Here is a 15,781-nt window from a genome sequence, read left to right on the forward strand (position 1 = left end):
ACGTCAGAGCTGCTGCACGTCCACCACGCCCGCGACCGCCTTGATCGCGCCGGCGATCTGCGGCGAGACCTTGAAGCGGCCGGGCAGCTTCATCTCCACCTCGGTCTCGAGGTCGAGCATCATCACAAGCGAGACCTCGCCGTCGCCGTTGGAGCGCGGCGCAATCCCCGGGCTGCCGACCTTTGGCGCGGCGCCGTTCGAGGACGCCATCTCGGGGCCGGCGAGACGCTTGGCGATCGATTCCAGCGCCTTGGTGTCGCGCAGGAAGATGCGCAGGCCCTTCTGCGTCTTGGCCGCGGCATCGTCGAGCGGCTCGGCATGCAGCACGCGGGCGCGCACGTCTTCGCCCTGGAGCTCGGCGCCAAGCTGGAGCAGCACGGCCGCCCCCGGCTCGAGCACGTCGCGATATTGCGCAAGGCCTTCCGAGAACAGCACCGCCTCGAAGTGGCCCGTGGGATCGGAGAGCCCCATGATGCCCATCTTGTTGCCGGTCTTGGTGCGCCGTTCCATGCGCGAGACCACGGTGGCCGCGACCTTGCCGGCGGTGGCGCCGGTCTTCACCGCGCGCGAGAATTCCGCCCAGCTCTGCACCCGCAGGCGCTTCAGCACGGTGGCGTAATCGTCGAGCGGATGGCCGGACAGGAAGAAGCCGATCGCGTCGTATTCGCGGCGCAGCCGCTCGGCCGGCAGCCATGCCTCGATCTGCGGCAGCATGATGGTCGGCGCGTCCGCCGACATGCCGAACATGTCGTTCTGGCCGATGGTCGCGGCCTCATGCGCGCGCTGGCAGGCGGCGAGGATCGCGTCCGCGCCGGCGAAGACGCGCGCGCGGTTCGGCTCCAGCGTGTCGAAGGCGCCGGCGGCGGCGAGACTCTCGATGATGCGCTTGTTGATCGCACGCGGATTGACCCGCGCGGCGAAGTCGGCGAGCGAGGTGAACAGCCCGTTCTTGGTGCGCTCCTCGATGATCTGGTCGATCGCCTGGATGCCGACGCCCTTGAGCGCGGCGAGCGCGTAGTAGATGGTCTTCTCTCCGACCTCGAAGGTCGCACCCGACCGGTTGACGTTCGGCGGCTCGACCTTGATGCCGAGGCGCTGCGCCTCGGAGCGGAATTCGGAGAGCTTGTCGGTGTTGTTGAGATCGAGCGTCATCGACGCTGCGATGAACTCCACCGGATAATGCGCCTTCATGTAGGCGGTGTGGTAGGACACCAGCGCGTAAGCCGCCGCGTGGCTCTTGTTGAAGCCGTAGTCGGCGAACTTCGCCAGCAGCTCGAAGATGGTCTCGGCCTGCCCCTTCGGCACGCCGTTCTTCACCGCGCCGGCGACGAAGATGTCACGCTGCTTGTCCATCTCGGCGCGGATCTTCTTGCCCATGGCGCGGCGCAGCAGGTCGGCGTCGCCGAGCGAATAGCCCGACATCACCTGCGCGATCTGCATCACCTGTTCCTGGTAGATGATGACGCCGAAGGTCTCCTTCAGGATCGGCTCCAGCACGGGATGCAGATATTCCGGCTCCTCGTCGCCGTGCTTGCGCGAGCAATACGTCGGGATGTTCGCCATCGGGCCGGGGCGGTAGAGCGCCACCAGCGCGATGATGTCCTCGAAACGGTCGGGCCGCATGTCGACCAACGCGCGCCGCATGCCCTGGCTTTCAACCTGGAACACGCCGACCACCTCGCCGCGCGCCAGCATCTGGTAGCTTTCGGCATCGTCGATCGGCAGCGTCGCGAGATCGACATGGATGTCGCGCGGCTTGAGCAGCTTGCACGCGACGTCGAGCACGGTCAGCGTCTTCAGGCCGAGGAAGTCGAACTTGACGAGGCCCGCCGGCTCGACCCATTTCATGTTGAACTGGGTCACCGGCATGTCGGATTTGGGATCGCGGTAGAGCGGCACGAGCTCGCTCAGGGGGCGATCGCCGATCACGATGCCGGCCGCATGCGTCGAGGCGTGGCGCGTCAGACCTTCGAGGCGCTGGGCGATGTCGAAGGCGCGCGCCACCACCGGATCCTCGTCGCGGAACGCCTGGAGCTTCGGCTCGCTCTCGATCGCGGCGGCCAGCGTCACCGGCGCGGCCGGATTCTGCGGCACCAGTTTCGTCAGCTTGTCGACCTGGCCGTAAGGCATTTGCAGCACGCGGCCGACGTCGCGCAGCACGCCGCGCGCCTGCAGCGTACCGAAGGTGATGATCTGCGCGACCTGGTCGCGACCGTAGCGCTGCTGCACGTACTGGATCACCTCGCCGCGGCGGTCCTGGCAGAAGTCGATGTCGAAGTCCGGCATCGAGACGCGTTCCGGGTTGAGGAAGCGCTCGAACAGCAGGCCGAACTTGATCGGGTCGAGATCGGTGATGGTCAGCGCCCACGCGACCAGCGAGCCTGCGCCGGAGCCGCGGCCCGGTCCGACCGGAATGCCTTGCGACTTCGCCCATTTGATGAAGTCGGACACGATCAGGAAGTAGCCCGCGTACTTCATGCGCATGATGACGTCGAGCTCGAACGCCAGGCGCTTGCTGTAGTCCTCTTCCGTGGTGCCCTGCGACAGGCCGTGCACGCGCAGGCGGTTGGCGAGCCCCTCCTCCGCCTGACGCTTCAACTCGGCGGCCTCGACCGCAGCGGCATCGGAGCTTGCGGCAGCGCCGACCGTGAAGAACGGCAGGATCGGCTTGCGCGTCATCGGGCGGAACGAGCAGCGCTCGGCGATCTCGACCGTCGAGGCCAGCGCCTCCGGAATGTCGGCGAACAGCACCGCCATCTCGGCGCGGGTCTTGAAGCGGTGATCCGGCGTGAGCTGCACGCGATCGCTCTCGGCGATCAGCCGGCCGCCGGCGATACACAAAAGCGCATCGTGCGCCTCGTAATCGTCGGTCGCCGCGAAATATGGCTCGTTGGTCGCAACCAGCGGCAGCCCCTTGGCATAGGCGATGTCGATCAGGCCGCTTTCGACGCGCCGCTCCTTGTCGATGTTGTGGCGCTGCAACTCGATGTAGAGCCGGTCGCCGAACAGGCCGGCGAGACGCTCGCAGCGCGTCGCCGCGAGTTCGGCCATACCGCCGGCAAGCGCCAGCGAGATCGGCCCGTCAGGGCCGCCGGTGAGCGCAATCAGGCCCTCGGTCTCGCCGTCGAACCAGTCGAACTTGATGAACGGGGCATGGCTGTCGGGCGTCTCCAGGAACGCCCGCGAATTCAGCCGCATCAGGCTGCGATAGCCGCGCTCCTGCGCCGCCAGCAGCACCACGCGCGAGGGGCCAATGGCGTTGCGCGCGGTCGGATCCTGGTCGCCGAAGTCGATCGCGAGCTCGCAGCCGACGATCGGCTGGATGCCGGAGCCCGCCATCTTGTCGGAGAACTCCAGCGCACCGAACAGATTGTCGGTGTCGGTCAGCGCCAGGGCCGGCTGATGGTCCTTCTTGGCGAGCTCGGCGAGCTTGCCGATCTTGATCGAGCCCTTGAGCAGCGAATAGGCCGAGTGAACGTGAAGGTGGACAAATCCGGCGCTCGGCATGGTCGCGTGACGGCCTCTTGCAGATGGGATGGAACGGTCGCCGGGCCCAAGGGGATGCTGAGGGGATCATGGCGTATCCTGCACCCACCTCCCAGCCGCCTTTGCCGACTCGCCGCCCAATGGTGGGGCGTCGCCGCCGCAGAGTCCACGCCAGAGCGGCCGATCGGCCGCGTCGTCCCGCTTTTCCCCAGGCGCGCCGAGGAGTTCCCGGCAACGGTTGTCCAAACCCCGGCCCTAGAGCTGCGGAATCACCTGCGCCCAGATTGCGATCATCCCGACGAACAGGGTGATCGATGCCAGTGCGGCGGCTTCTTCCACGAAAATCCTGAACATGGCCTGCTCCCTTGCTGGAACGTATGAAGAACATTGTTCTCATTTCGTTCTCAAGAGTCAAGCCGTCTGAACGTCCCAAAAAGGAATGGTTAACTCGCTGACTTCAAACAACAAAAAAGCCCCGGCCGATGGCCGGGGCTTTCGACAACCGCTCGAAGATGAGCGATTGGTATCAGTAGCGGCCGAGCATCTGGCCGGGGCCGAACTTGTAGTTCAGGCGGACGAGGCCCATGTCGACGTCCTGACGGATGCGGTCGGTACCCGCGAGACCCGCGAAGGTGACGTCCTTGTCCTGCAGGAAGATGTGGTTGTACTCGACGCCAACCGACCAGTTCGGGGCGAAACCGTACTCGAGGCCGGCACCCACCGTGCCACCCCAACGGGTCTGGTCGTTCGACGACAGCAGCGCGCCCGAGGCCGTGCTGAAGACTTCGTACTTGGTGCCGGCCACAGCCGCACCGCCCTTGACGTAGATGAGCACGTTGTTCCAGGCATAGCCGACCTGCCCGGTGATCAGACCGAACGAGTCGATCTTCGAACGGTTGCGAGTCGCGAACAGCGCGCTGACGTTGTCGCCCGAGAAGTCGGCCCAGTTGCCCTGGCCTTCCACGCCGAACACCCACTGGCCGGACTGCCAGCGATAGCCGATCTGGCCACCGACCGTGCCGCCGGTCGCATCGTGCGAACCTTCACGGCCACCGCCGACCAGATCCCAGGTCGAGTGCGCCGAACCGCCGCCGCCGTTGATGCCGATGTAGAAGCCGCTCCAGTCGTAGATCGCGGCGACCATCGCAGGCGCCTTGGTGTACGGCCGAGCCGCGAGATCAGCAGCCACCGCCGGTGCAGCCGCGCTCAGTGCGACGAGGCTCACAGCGGCCAGCAACAAATTCTTCTTCATTTGAATCCCGTTCCAGTTTTCTTCAGTAGGCCCCCGGGCCGTGGGCATGGTCATAACAGTGATCGACGGAATTGCTGTAACCGCGACGCAACAGTTCGCTCCAAAGGGCCGCGCTTCATTAATGAAGATTTATCGGCGCGCGCTGGAAACCCTTTGAAACAAGAGTTTTCAGCAATTTCAATGTCGACTACACGAGATACACTGCGTACGCGCGTAACATCGTCGCGCGCACATTCGCGTGATTGGAGATTCGAGATGCGTGCATTATTCACCCTCCCCATTGTCGCCACATTTTCGCTCGCAATCGCCACATTCACGCTTGTGTTCATCGCGAGCACACCGGCGCGCGCGTTCGGAACCAGTCATGCGTTCTGCCTGACCGGCGATGAATGGCCGGGGCTGAGCAATTGCAGGTTCGACACCTACACGCAGTGTCAGGCGAGCGCATCGGGCCGCGCGCTGACCTGTATCGCGAACCCGTATTTCGGAGGGCAAAGCGATGATCCCTACGCCTACCAGAATCGCCCCCGCGGGTTGACGCCGGGCTATTCCTGGCCGCGTTGAGATGCGCCGCGCGTGCCTCACGCTCGTTGCGATCAGCACGCTCCTCATGAGCGGACCTGCGCGCGCGCAGACCTATGATCCGAGCTATCCCGTCTGCATGCAGATCTACGGCCCCGTCGGCTATTTCGACTGCCGCTACACCTCGCTCCGGCAGTGCCAATATCTCGCCGTCGGCCGCTCCGCGACATGCGTCGTGAACCCGTATTTCCCGCAGGAGCGGCCGAGGAGCCCTCGGAAGTCGAGCCGCGCCAATTAGGGCACGAACGAACGATCTATTGCCAGGGCGGCGCACCTAGTGACGGCGCGATCTCGATCGCGCCCGCCTCACCGCGCTGCGCGATGCCGTCACATTGCGACAGAGCTGCATCATCCAACGCGCGATGTGGTTCGCGCGCGGCGCGCCAATTATCCCATGCCGAGGTCTCGATCCCGGCGAGCGCGAGCAGATCGCGCGCGAGGTTGACGCGCGCAAAGAACAGACCGGTCGTCGTTCCGTGGCCAAGCTGCGCAGGATCGATGGCGCCGGTCCGGCATAGCTTCCATGCCTCGATACCGGTGATGAACTCCGTACGGGGCACATCGATCGGCTCGAAATCGAATTTGAGGACATCGCGGTGCATTTCGTCGAGCTGAGCATCGACGAGGACCCAGCGCTGCTCATCCGGAGCCCAATATTCGCACACCCAATGATCGTCGTAGGGATTCCCGGCGAAGTACCTGCCGAAACCGCAGCGGACGCGGGCCGGCACGCCGTGGTGGCGCAGAACACCACACAACATCAATGAAAAGTCCCGGCACGTGCTCAAAACTCTCGACTCGCCCGATCGGGCGATAGTCAGCGGACTGGAGTCGATCGTCAGAAGTTGCTCCAGGCGCCGGGCCACTGGCAACGTGTCACGGCTTTGACCGGCGAAGGCCGCGGGGTTCAATCCCTGCCTCTCGATCCATGCTTCGTGGATCAGCAGGCCGTGCAAGGCGCGGCACACAATTGCAGCATCCGGCGGCAGGCCGCTGATCAACGCGGCGTAAGGACCGGGATCGGTGAGCGCGCTATGGCTGGCGTAGTCGGACGCTGCGGGTTCAGTCATCGGGGCATTCCGGCACGGATACGCAAATCCTATCAGCCTCCTGTTCCCGCACAACGACGTGATCCGCATGCCTGATGACGTACGCGCGCGAGCGGTGGCACACCCAAATCGGGATACTGATATGCGGTCTGCCCTGCCTTGGGCTTCCGGTGTTGACGCAGACTGATCCCGGTTTAAGTACGAGAGACAAATCTTGCAGGGGTGGCGACGTTCGCTGGGCTGGTTCCCGTTGACGCCACCAATGCAGGACACATGTCGATATCGCCTCAAGCGACCTCGCCCCACGCGACCGCGGCCTCCGCGCGCCCTCACCTCGCCATCGTCCTGTTCTCGCTCGCGATGGGCGGCTTTGCGATCGGAACCACCGAATTCGCATCGATGAGCCTGCTGCCGTTCTTCGCCGCCGATCTTCGGGTCGACGAGCCGACCGCGGGACACGCGATCAGTGCCTACGCGCTCGGCGTGGTGCTGGGCGCACCGCTGATCGCCGTGCTTGGTGCGCGCTTCGCCCGGCGTACGCAGCTCCTGGTCCTGATGGCCGTGTTCGCGCTCGGCAATGCGCTCACCGCGCTTGCGCCGGGGTTTGGCTGGATGATCGCGGCCCGTTTTCTCGCAGGGCTGCCGCATGGCGCCTATTTCGGCATCGCCGCGCTGGTCGCAGCCTCGCTCGTTCCTCAACATCGCCGCTCGCGGGCGATCGGCCAGGTGATGCTCGGCCTGACTGGCGCCACGATCATCGGCGTGCCCTTGGCCAACCTGGTCGGCCAGACGGTCGGCTGGCGCGCCAGCTTCGGCCTCGTGTCGCTGCTGGCCCTGCTCACGGTCCTGCTTTGCGCCCTGTTCGCTCCGCGCGACCGGGCCGGCAGGTCGGACCCGCTGCGAGAGCTCGGCGCCCTCAGAAGCGGCCGCGTCTGGATCACGCTGGCGATCGGTGCCATCGGCTTCGGTGGCATGTTCGCCGTCTACACCTACCTCGCAACGACATTGATCGAGGTCACCAAGGTCAGCCCCGCGGTGATTCCGTTCTTTCTCGCCGTGTTCGGCGTCGGCGCCACGCTCGGCAATCTGTTCGTGCCGCGCTTCGCTGACCGCGCCTTGATGCCGACGGCGGGCGTCATTCTCTTGTTCTCGGCGGTCGCGCTGCTGGTCTTCCCGCTTGCAGCCGGCAATCCCTGGCTGCTGGCGATCGATATCTTCGCGATCGGCGCCGGCGTCTCGCTCGGCGCCATCCTCCAGACCCGGCTGATGGACGTCGCGGGCGACGCGCAGGCGCTCGCCGCCGCGCTGAACCATTCGGCGTTCAACACCGCCAACGCGCTCGGCCCGTTCCTCGGCGGCCTTGCCATTCGCGAGGGGCTGGGCTGGACCTCCACCGGCCCCGTCGGCGCTGCACTCGCGCTTCTCGGCTTCCTGATCTGGATCGTCGCCTCTCGCGACGCCGGATCGGCGCCGGTCCAGATCACCTCAGAACTCGACGCTGCTCCGCTGAAGAACGCTGCCGCAAGACCGTCGCCACCGCTGGCGCCGGATGACCAGAGCCGTTCGGCTTCTCACAAGGATCCGGTGGTATGACGTCACCTCTGGCCGGGTAACGCATGAGGCGTCCTGGGCTCTGGCCAGAGCGGCCTCAACCGGCCATCGTAACGATCAAAGGTCCGTGCCGGGTGGCGACAACGGTGTGCTCGTACTGCACGGTCGGCGCCTCGGGACTGCTGTAGAGCGTCCACGGATCATCGCCATTCTCCGCCCACTCGGCGGCAAAGGAAAGGAACGGCTCGACGGTGAACACCAGGCCGTCGCTCATGATGCGGCGTTCGGAGGAATCGGGCCATGTTGCGATCTCTGTCGGCTCCTCATGGAGCGACAAGCCGACACCGTGACTGGCAAGGTTCCTGACAAGGCTGTAGCCGTTCTTCCGCGCAAAAGTCCCGATGGCTTGGCCGATGCCGGCGATCGGCTTGCCAGCCCCGACCTGCCGCAGGCCCGTCCACATGGCCCGCCGGCCATCCCTGCAAAGACGTTCGATCGCGCGGGTTACGGGCGGGACGGCGAACGAGGCTCCCGTATCCGCGAAGAGGCCGTTCTTCTCGGCTGAAACGTCGATGTTGACGAGGTCGCCACGCGCGATCCGTCGGTCACCGGGGATGCCATGAGCGATCTCCTCGTTCACGCTGATGCAGGTCGCCCCCGGGAAGGCATAGGCCAGCTCCGGAGCCGAACGTGCGCCGGCTGTCTCCAGGAATCTTCGTCCGATCTGGTCCAGCTCGGAGGTGGTCATGCCCGGTTCGAGCGCCTTCCCCATCGCCTCAAGGGTATTGGCGACGATGCGCCCGATCTCTTTCAGGCGCGTGAGGTCGTTGTCATCGGAGATTGTCATCTTGGGCGCTCTCGAAAGCCCGGACATAGCGCTTGCGAACTCGACTTGCAAACGTGCGAGCCCCGCGCGAATTCGTAGACCTCGCATGCGGAGCCGGATGAGGTTGCGTTCGTGGACGCAGAATAATCGGCGCTCCGACACGCCACCAAAGGTTGTGATCGCACCGATCTTCGGATAGCTTTCGCGTCTGTTTTCGCCGCGTGTGGTCCCGTCAGTTCATGCTCGCCCGTATTCTGCCCCTCGTGACCTTGCTGTCGATCCCGGGCGCTTTGCGTGCAGAAGGAACGCCGGCCGAGAAGGCCGGATTTGCATCCAGGCTGACGATCTATCTCGCCAAGGGAGCGCCCGACGCGTGCGGGCCGGGTTGCGACCGCTGGATTGCCATCGAGGGCCAGATCGATCAGGACGCCGCGCCGCGCATTCGCCGCTTCCTCACCGGCGGCAAGGAGACGCAGCTTCCGATCTACCTACATTCGCCCGGCGGCAACGTGGAGCAGTCCTACGTGATCGGGCGGTTGCTGCGCGGCCGCAAGGCAGTCGCCCGGGTTGGTCACACCACCGCGACCGCGTGCTCAGCGGGCACCCAGGTGGACGCCACCTGCCTGAAGGTGAAGAACGCGGGCGGCGAGGTCGAGGCAGAGCTCACCACGCGCAATGCGATGTGCAACTCGGCCTGCGGTTACCTGTTTCTCGGGGCGACATCCCGCGAGGTGGCGCCCGACGCGGCGCTGGCGGTCCATAATTCCAGGCTGGTCCTGCGCTTTCGTGGGGATCCGCCCCCGCAGGTGGTCGCCGAGGCGAGGCAGCGCCGCATAGCGAGCGCCGATCGCGACCGCACTGCGTTCATCGCGTCGATGGGGATCAGCCGTGAGCTCGACGCCCTCATCCGGACCGTGAAGTACGAGAACCTGCACGTGCTGACGCGCGCCGAGCTCTATCGTTTCGGAATCGACACCCGACCGCTTGCCGAGTCGATGTGGAAGCTGGAGAAGGAAGCGCGCCCGTTTGTCCGCAAGATCGCGGTCTTGAAGAAGGAGAACGGCGCTTCGTTCCGGATGATGGAGTGGCGCCTGTCTTGCGAAAGCAGGAAACGCGTGCCGCTGACGTTCGCGGGAGAAATCGACGAAGCAGCCACCGGCAAGAGCACGATCCTGGTGACGGCGGACGCCGGCACGGACAGGGAGGTCGGAGGGGCTCCGCTACGTTCCGGCAAGGTCGAGATCTGGCGCGGCAGCATCGACCCCGACATGGTCAAGGCGATCCTGGCGTCCCGCTCCCTGCATGTCCGCGAAACCATTTCGATGCCGGACGACAAGACGGACATGACGAAATTCGACATCGACTTGACGGGCCTGGCGTCGGTGTGGACACAGCTCAAATCATCCTGCGCTCTGTCGACGCTCAACCCGATAAGCCCTTGGCCAGCCACGCTGCCGAACGCCGGCACGACGCCTCCGGCCACGCCGTCGCCGTGAGCTCAGGCCTCGCGATGCATCAGCCTCTGCCCGTCACCGGCGTGTAGATCACGAGCTTCAGTGCGGGATCGTCATTGGCCTGGAAGCTGGTGTGTTCGAAATGCAGCACGCCGAGGGTCGGATGCGACATGGTCTTGAGGCCCGACGACGTGCTGCGGATCTCGTGGGCTTCCCACCATTTGACGAATTCCGGGCTGCCCTGCCGCAGCCGCGTCAGCAGTTCGGCGAACGCGGGATCGCCGGCCCAGACGTCGTGGGTGGCCCGGAACATCGCCACCATGCGCTTGGCCACGTCCGCCCAGCCCGCGCCGTAAGCCTTTCGCGTCTGCTTGTTGGTCATCACGAGGAGCAGCGTGTTGCGATCCTCCTCAGGCAATCGCCCAAACGCAAACACCTGCTCCGCGGCGGCGTTCCAGGCCAGCACGTCCCAGCGCCGTCCGACAATGTAGGCCGGCTGATTCAGGCTCTCGATCATCCGCAGGATCGGCGGCGGCACGATTTCGCGCGTGAAGGCGCGCTTGTCGCCGTCGCGCGCCAGCGCCTTCAGATGCGCATGCTCGGTCTTGCTGAGCCGTAGCGCGCGGGCCAGCGCGTCGACGGTGGTCACCGACGGGCTGACGGTGCGGCCCTGTTCGAGGCGAATATACCAGTCGACACCGATGCCGGCGAGCTGGGCGACCTCCTCGCGGCGCAGGCCCGCGGTGCGCCGCCGCCTGCCCGCCGGGAGCCCGACGGTCTTCGGCGACAGCTTTTCGCGGCGGGACCTCAGGAAATCGCCGAATTCGACGCGGCGTGGGTCGGCCATGATGTCGCTCCCGCGATGGAGGGTCTAAAGGATACTAGGATAATACCAGGCCTTCTTGTCCCCTCCAAGGCGGCGCATATGAGTTTCACCCCACTTTGAGGTGAACATCATGAAAGCCGCCGTACTCAAATCCTTCGGAACGCCGCTGGTGATCGAAAATGCCCCCGAACCGGCTCGGCACCGGCGAGGTCATTGTCGACGTCGTCGCCACGCGCGTGCTGTCCTACATGAACGAAGTCTTCAGTGGCGAACGCAACTATGCACTCGATTTGCCGATCATCCCGGGCCCGGGCGGCATCGGCCGGGTGCGCGCGATCGGCCCGGACGCAACGAAGCTCAAGATCGGCGACTGGGTGTTCTGCGACCCGACGGTGCGTTCGCGCGACGACGCGATAGCGCCCGACATCGCCCTGCAGGGATTAACGGCCGCCGGCGCCGGCGGCATGCTTCTGCAAAAGCATTTTCGCCATGGCTCGTTTGCCGAGCGGATGCGGGTGCCGACCGAGAACGTCAAACGCCTTGGCGCGATCACGTCCGAGGAAGCCGCACAATGGTGCGCGCTGGGGACACTGCTGGTGCCCTATGGCGGCCTCCTCGCCGCCAACCTGCAAGCAGGCGAAACCGTGCTGGTGAGTGGCGCCACCGGCAATTTCGGCAGCGCCGCCGTCTCTGTCGCGCTCGCAATGGGCGCAGCCTGCGTGGTCACGCCCGGGCGCAACGAGACGATTCTGGCCGACCTCGTCCGCCGTTTCGGCAGCCGTGTGAAGCCGGTCAAGCTCACAAGTAACGAGGACGACGACCGCGAGGCGATGAAGCGCGCCGCGCCGGGGCCGATCGACTGCGTGTTCGACATCATGCCGCCCTCGGTGAGTCCGACTGTGGTGCGCGCGGCGGTCATGACGGTGCGCGCCTATGGCCGCGTCGTGCTGATGGGCGGCGTCGGCATGGCCGGCGGCGCGGGCCTCGAGCTGCCCTACCCCTGGATCATGCGCAACTGCATCACCATCCACGGCGTCTGGATGTACCCGCCGGATGCGGCCAGCCGCCTGATCGCGCTGGTGCGATCAGGACTCCTGCGGCTTGACGAGTACAAGACGACGGCGTTCGACCTCGATCACGTCAATGAGGCGGTGGCACACGCCGCGGCCAATGGCGGGCCGTTCAGATTGACGGTGATCCGGCCGTAGAGCGCCATACACCGGGGCGATGCGCCGTCGCTGCCGTTTTGCTTGACCTTTCAAAGGGCTGCAAGGCGTCACCCCGATCGTAGCCGGCCAGGGCCGGCTACTGTGCATGGGGTTGTTTTCGCAGTTTTTTGTTATTCGAGCTCGACCACCTGGCCGTCCGACAGCGAGACCCGCCGGTCCATGCGGCCGGCGAGCTCCATGTTGTGGGTCGCGATCAGCATCGAGACCCGCGTCGCCTTGACGAGCTGCATCAGGGCCTGGAACACGTGGTCCGCCGTGTGCGGATCGAGGTTACCGGTCGGCTCGTCCGCAAACAGCACGCGCGGCGCATTCGCCACCGCGCGCGCAATCGCGACGCGCTGCTGCTCGCCGCCCGACAGCTCCGCCGGGCGGTGGGTGATGCGGTCGCCGAGGCCGAGATAGCCCAGGATCTCCTTGGCGCGCTTGACGCTCTCGGACTTCTTCAGGCCGCGGATCATCTGCGGCAGCATCACGTTCTCCAGCGCCGAGAACTCCGGCAGCAGCCGGTGCGACTGGTAGACGAAGCCGATGTCGGTGCGGCGAAGCTGCGTGCGCTCAATGTCGGGCAGTTGCGAGGTCGGCGCGCCATTGACGTAGACCTCGCCGGAATCGGGCGCTTCCAGCAGCCCCGCGATGTGCAGCAGCGTCGACTTGCCCGAGCCCGACGGCGCCACCAGCGCGACCGACTGTCCGGCCCACAGCGCAAGCTTGGCGCCGTCCAGGATCGTCAGCGGTACCTCGCCCTGCAAGTACTGCCGCTTTATCTCGTGGAGATAAATGACCGGGACATCCTCAGCCCCCTGTTGCTGCTCCATCAGCCCCTCACTCGTACCGGAGCGCTTCGACGGGATCGAGGCGCGCGGCGCGCCACGACGGGTACAGCGTCGCCAGGAACGACAGCGTCAGCGCCATGATGACGACGGCCGTGGTCTCGCCGACGTCGATCTCGGCGGGCAGCTTCGACAGGAAATAGAGCTCCGGCGAGAACAGCTCGGTGCTGGTGAGCCAGGACAGGAATTGCCTGATGGATTCGATGTTGAGGCAGATCACGAGGCCGACGAAGAAGCCGACCAGCGTGCCGACCACGCCGATCGAGGCGCCCGTGATCAGGAAGATGCGCATGATCGAGCCTTGCGAGGCGCCCATGGTGCGCAGGATGGCGATGTCGCTGCCCTTGTCCTTCACCAGCATGATCAGGCCGGACACGATGTTGAGCGCCGCGACCAGCACGATCATGGTCAGGATCAGGAACATCACGTTGCGCTCGACCTGGAGCGCGTTGAAGAAGGTCGAGTTGCGCTGCCGCCAGTCGACCAGGAACACCGGCCGCGCCGCGGCTTCCGTCACCGCCTTGTTAAAGGCGACGATGCGATCGGGATTGGTGGTGAACACCTCGATCGAGGTGACGTCGTTGCTGCGGTTGAAATAGGCTTGCGCCTCCGCCAGCGGCATGAACACGAAGCCGAGATCGTATTCGGACATGCCGATCTCGAACACGGCGACGATCTTGTACGGCTTGATGCGCGGCGTCGTGCCCATCGGCGTCACCGCGCCCTTCGGCGCCACCAGCGTGATGCTGTCGCCGGCGTGCAGCGAGAGCTGGTCGGCGAGGCGCCGCCCGATCGCGACGCCCTGCCCGTCGTCGAAGCCTTCGAGCGAGCCCTGCTTGATGTTCTTGGCAATCGAGGTGAGGTTGTTGAGGTCGTCGGAGCGGATGCCGCGCACCAGCACGCCCGAGGCGTTCCACGGCGAGGACGCCAGCGCCTGGCCGTCCACCACCGGCGCGGCAAGCCGGATGCCCTGGACCTGGCTGATGCGGTCGGCGACGTCCTTCCAGTCTGTCAGCGGCGATTCCAACGGCTGGACCAGGATGTGACCGTTCAGCCCCAGGATCTTGTCGAGCAGTTCCTTGCGGAAGCCGTTCATCACCGCCATCACGATGATCAGCGTCGCCACGCCCAGCATGATGCCGAGGAAGGAGAACCCGGCGATGACCGAGATGAATCCCTCCTTACGGCGCGCCCGCAAGTAGCGCGCCGACAGCATCCACTCGAATGGCGCAAAAGGCGCGGTTTGCACGGTTTCGGTCATGGTTTCATCCATCGCTCGATAATCCCATGATTCGGGGTCAATTGTGGCCGGATTGGCGGCCGCGATATCGCGCGATGAACAATATTCAGCCGACCAGGCTTATCAGCCCACAAGTCTTGCGACCGCGTCCGCAGGCGACATGGTCTCGCGTGAGCCGTCGCTGCGCCGCTTGAGCTCGACCTTGCCGTCGGCGAGCCCCTTCGGCCCGATCATGATCTGCCAGGGAATGCCGATCAGGTCGGCGGCGGCGAATTTGGCGCCGGCGCGCTGGTCGGTGTCGTCATAGAGCACGTCGACGCCCTTGGCCTGGAGCTCCGCATAGAGCTTCTCGCAGGCCGCATCCACCGCGGCATCGCCCTGCTTGAGGTTCAGCACCACCGCGCGGAACGGGGCGACGGCTTCCGGCCATTTGATGCCGGCGTCGTCATGGCAGGCCTCGATGATGGCGCCGAGCAGACGCGAGACGCCGACACCGTAGGAGCCGCCATGAATCGGCACGTCGACACCGTCGGGGCCGGCCACCATCGCCTTCATCGGCTCGGAATACTTCGTGCCGAAATAGAAGATCTGGCCGACCTCGATGCCGCGGGTGTTGAGCCGCTTGGCTTCCGGCACTTCCTGCTCGAAACGTGCGGCGTCGTGCACGTCCTCGGTCGCAGCGTAGACCGACGTCCATTGCTTGATGATCGGCGTGAGGTCGCTCTCATAGTCGGCGTCCTCGCCCGGCACCGGCAGGTCCAGCACGTCGCGATTGATGAACACGCCGGATTCGCCGGTTTCGGCGAGCACAATGAATTCGTGGCTGAGATCGCCGCCGATCGGCCCGGTCTCGGCGCGCATCGGGATCGCCTTCAGCCCCATCCGCGCGAAGGTGCGCAGATATGCGACGAACATCTTGTTGTAGGCGACGCGCGCCGCCGCCTCGTTGAGATCGAAGGAATAGGCGTCCTTCATCAGGAATTCGCGGCCGCGCATCACGCCGAAGCGCGGACGCTGCTCGTCGCGGAATTTCCATTGGATATGATAGAGATTCAGCGGCAGGTTCTTGTAGGACTTCACATAGGCGCGGAAGATCTCGGTGATCATTTCCTCGTTGGTCGGCCCGTACAGCAGCTCGCGCTTGTGGCGATCGGCGATGCGCAGCATCTCCGGACCGTAGGCGTCGTAGCGGCCGCTCTCGCGCCAGAGGTCGGCGAGCTGGAGCGTCGGCATCAGAAGTTCCAGTGCGCCTGAGCGGTCCTGCTCCTCGCGCACGATCTGCTCGATCTTCTTCAGCACGCGGAAGCCGAGCGGCAGCCAGGCATAGATGCCGGCCGCCTCCTGCCGGATCATGCCGGCGCGCAGCATGAGCCGATGCGAGACGATCTCCGCCTCTTTCGGATTTTCCTTCAGGATGGGCAGAAAGAACCGCGACAACCGCATGGCAACACTCGGG

The 15,781-nt window shown here is 65.4% G+C and carries 12 protein-coding genes and 1 pseudogene; 5 read left to right on the forward strand and 8 right to left on the reverse strand.

Annotated elements, in window-relative coordinates; all coding sequences use genetic code 11:
- Nucleotides 1-3 precede the first annotated feature (3 nt).
- A complete protein-coding gene (gene dnaE, locus ACFLEY_RS25930; RefSeq protein ID WP_060912398.1) occupies nucleotides 4-3,507 on the reverse strand; it encodes a DNA polymerase III subunit alpha in 3,504 nt (1,167 codons plus the stop codon).
- 505 nt (nucleotides 3,508-4,012) lie between these two features.
- Entirely contained in the window at nucleotides 4,013-4,738 is a 726-nt protein-coding gene (locus ACFLEY_RS25935) for an outer membrane protein (RefSeq protein ID WP_060912399.1), read from the reverse strand.
- Between the two features lie 255 nt (nucleotides 4,739-4,993).
- On the opposite strand from ACFLEY_RS25935, the gene ACFLEY_RS25940 reads away from it, so the two are divergent.
- Complete coding sequence (locus tag ACFLEY_RS25940; protein ID WP_060912400.1) at nucleotides 4,994-5,302, forward strand: DUF3551 domain-containing protein; 309 nt, start codon at nucleotides 4,994-4,996, stop codon at nucleotides 5,300-5,302.
- 1 nt (nucleotide 5,303) lies between these two features.
- On the forward strand, nucleotides 5,304-5,558 hold the full coding sequence (locus tag ACFLEY_RS25945; protein ID WP_060912401.1) for a DUF3551 domain-containing protein: 255 nt from the start codon (nucleotides 5,304-5,306) through the stop codon (nucleotides 5,556-5,558).
- A 16-nt stretch (nucleotides 5,559-5,574) separates the two neighbouring features.
- On the opposite strand, the gene ACFLEY_RS25950 is transcribed toward ACFLEY_RS25945, so the two are convergent.
- On the reverse strand, nucleotides 5,575-6,390 hold the full coding sequence (locus tag ACFLEY_RS25950) for a transglutaminase-like domain-containing protein (RefSeq protein WP_063824293.1): 816 nt from the start codon (nucleotides 6,388-6,390) through the stop codon (nucleotides 5,575-5,577).
- A 252-nt stretch (nucleotides 6,391-6,642) separates the two neighbouring features.
- On the opposite strand from ACFLEY_RS25950, the gene ACFLEY_RS25955 reads away from it, so the two are divergent.
- Nucleotides 6,643-7,962 (forward strand): MFS transporter, encoded by a 1,320-nt coding sequence (locus ACFLEY_RS25955; RefSeq protein ID WP_060912403.1) that lies wholly within the window; start codon nucleotides 6,643-6,645, stop codon nucleotides 7,960-7,962.
- A gap of 55 nt (nucleotides 7,963-8,017) precedes the next feature.
- On the opposite strand, the gene map is transcribed toward ACFLEY_RS25955, so the two are convergent.
- Complete coding sequence (gene map, locus ACFLEY_RS25960; RefSeq protein WP_060913118.1) at nucleotides 8,018-8,767, reverse strand: type I methionyl aminopeptidase; 750 nt, start codon at nucleotides 8,765-8,767, stop codon at nucleotides 8,018-8,020.
- Between the two features lie 218 nt (nucleotides 8,768-8,985).
- Between map and ACFLEY_RS25965 the strand changes: the two genes are divergently transcribed.
- The gene (locus ACFLEY_RS25965) at nucleotides 8,986-10,242 is read left to right on the forward strand and encodes a hypothetical protein (protein WP_396604241.1); all 1,257 of its coding nucleotides are present in this window, start codon (nucleotides 8,986-8,988) and stop codon (nucleotides 10,240-10,242) included.
- 19 nt (nucleotides 10,243-10,261) lie between these two features.
- Here the strand turns inward: ACFLEY_RS25965 and ACFLEY_RS25970 are convergent, their stop codons facing one another.
- Nucleotides 10,262-11,047 carry a helix-turn-helix transcriptional regulator gene (locus tag ACFLEY_RS25970; protein ID WP_011087640.1) on the reverse strand — a complete coding sequence of 262 codons (786 nt, stop codon included), beginning with the start codon at nucleotides 11,045-11,047 and terminating at the stop codon, nucleotides 10,262-10,264.
- Nucleotides 11,048-11,156: 109 nt separating this feature from the next.
- Between ACFLEY_RS25970 and ACFLEY_RS25975 the strand changes: the two are divergent.
- A pseudogene (locus ACFLEY_RS25975) lies at nucleotides 11,157-12,234 on the forward strand (zinc-binding dehydrogenase).
- 131 nt (nucleotides 12,235-12,365) lie between these two features.
- Here the strand turns inward: ACFLEY_RS25975 and ACFLEY_RS25980 are convergent.
- The 3 genes from ACFLEY_RS25980 to proS all read right to left on the reverse strand — a co-directional run bounded on the left by ACFLEY_RS25980 (nucleotide 12,366) and on the right by proS (nucleotide 15,768).
- The gene (locus ACFLEY_RS25980; protein WP_011087642.1) at nucleotides 12,366-13,070 is read right to left on the reverse strand and encodes an ABC transporter ATP-binding protein; all 705 of its coding nucleotides are present in this window, start codon (nucleotides 13,068-13,070) and stop codon (nucleotides 12,366-12,368) included.
- Between the two features lie 7 nt (nucleotides 13,071-13,077).
- On the reverse strand, nucleotides 13,078-14,358 hold the full coding sequence (locus ACFLEY_RS25985) for a lipoprotein-releasing ABC transporter permease subunit (protein WP_011087643.1): 1,281 nt from the start codon (nucleotides 14,356-14,358) through the stop codon (nucleotides 13,078-13,080).
- 90 nt (nucleotides 14,359-14,448) lie between these two features.
- Complete coding sequence (gene proS / locus ACFLEY_RS25990) at nucleotides 14,449-15,768, reverse strand: proline--tRNA ligase (protein WP_396604242.1); 1,320 nt, start codon at nucleotides 15,766-15,768, stop codon at nucleotides 14,449-14,451.
- Nucleotides 15,769-15,781: the final 13 nt, after the last annotated feature.

It is taken from the genome of Bradyrhizobium sp. YCK136 (assembly GCF_044570075.1).
In the GTDB taxonomy this organism is placed as follows: domain Bacteria; phylum Pseudomonadota; class Alphaproteobacteria; order Rhizobiales; family Xanthobacteraceae; genus Bradyrhizobium; species Bradyrhizobium diazoefficiens.

Bases quoted from the DNA above. Each gene is read 5' to 3' on its own strand.
- dnaE (WP_060912398.1), bottom strand. From the start codon at position 3,507: ATGCCGAGCGCCGGATTTGTCCACCTTCACGTTCACTCGGCCTATTCG.
- ACFLEY_RS25935 (WP_060912399.1), bottom strand. From the start codon at position 4,738: ATGAAGAAGAATTTGTTGCTGGCCGCTGTGAGCCTCGTCGCACTGAGC.
- ACFLEY_RS25940 (WP_060912400.1), top strand. From the start codon at position 4,994: ATGCGTGCATTATTCACCCTCCCCATTGTCGCCACATTTTCGCTCGCA.
- ACFLEY_RS25945 (WP_060912401.1), top strand. From the start codon at position 5,304: ATGCGCCGCGCGTGCCTCACGCTCGTTGCGATCAGCACGCTCCTCATG.
- ACFLEY_RS25950 (WP_063824293.1), bottom strand. From the start codon at position 6,390: ATGACTGAACCCGCAGCGTCCGACTACGCCAGCCATAGCGCGCTCACC.
- ACFLEY_RS25955 (WP_060912403.1), top strand. From the start codon at position 6,643: ATGTCGATATCGCCTCAAGCGACCTCGCCCCACGCGACCGCGGCCTCC.
- map (WP_060913118.1), bottom strand. From the start codon at position 8,767: ATGACAATCTCCGATGACAACGACCTCACGCGCCTGAAAGAGATCGGG.
- ACFLEY_RS25965 (WP_396604241.1), top strand. From the start codon at position 8,986: ATGCTCGCCCGTATTCTGCCCCTCGTGACCTTGCTGTCGATCCCGGGC.
- ACFLEY_RS25970 (WP_011087640.1), bottom strand. From the start codon at position 11,047: ATGGCCGACCCACGCCGCGTCGAATTCGGCGATTTCCTGAGGTCCCGC.
- ACFLEY_RS25980 (WP_011087642.1), bottom strand. From the start codon at position 13,070: ATGGAGCAGCAACAGGGGGCTGAGGATGTCCCGGTCATTTATCTCCAC.
- ACFLEY_RS25985 (WP_011087643.1), bottom strand. From the start codon at position 14,358: ATGGATGAAACCATGACCGAAACCGTGCAAACCGCGCCTTTTGCGCCA.
- proS (WP_396604242.1), bottom strand. From the start codon at position 15,768: ATGCGGTTGTCGCGGTTCTTTCTGCCCATCCTGAAGGAAAATCCGAAA.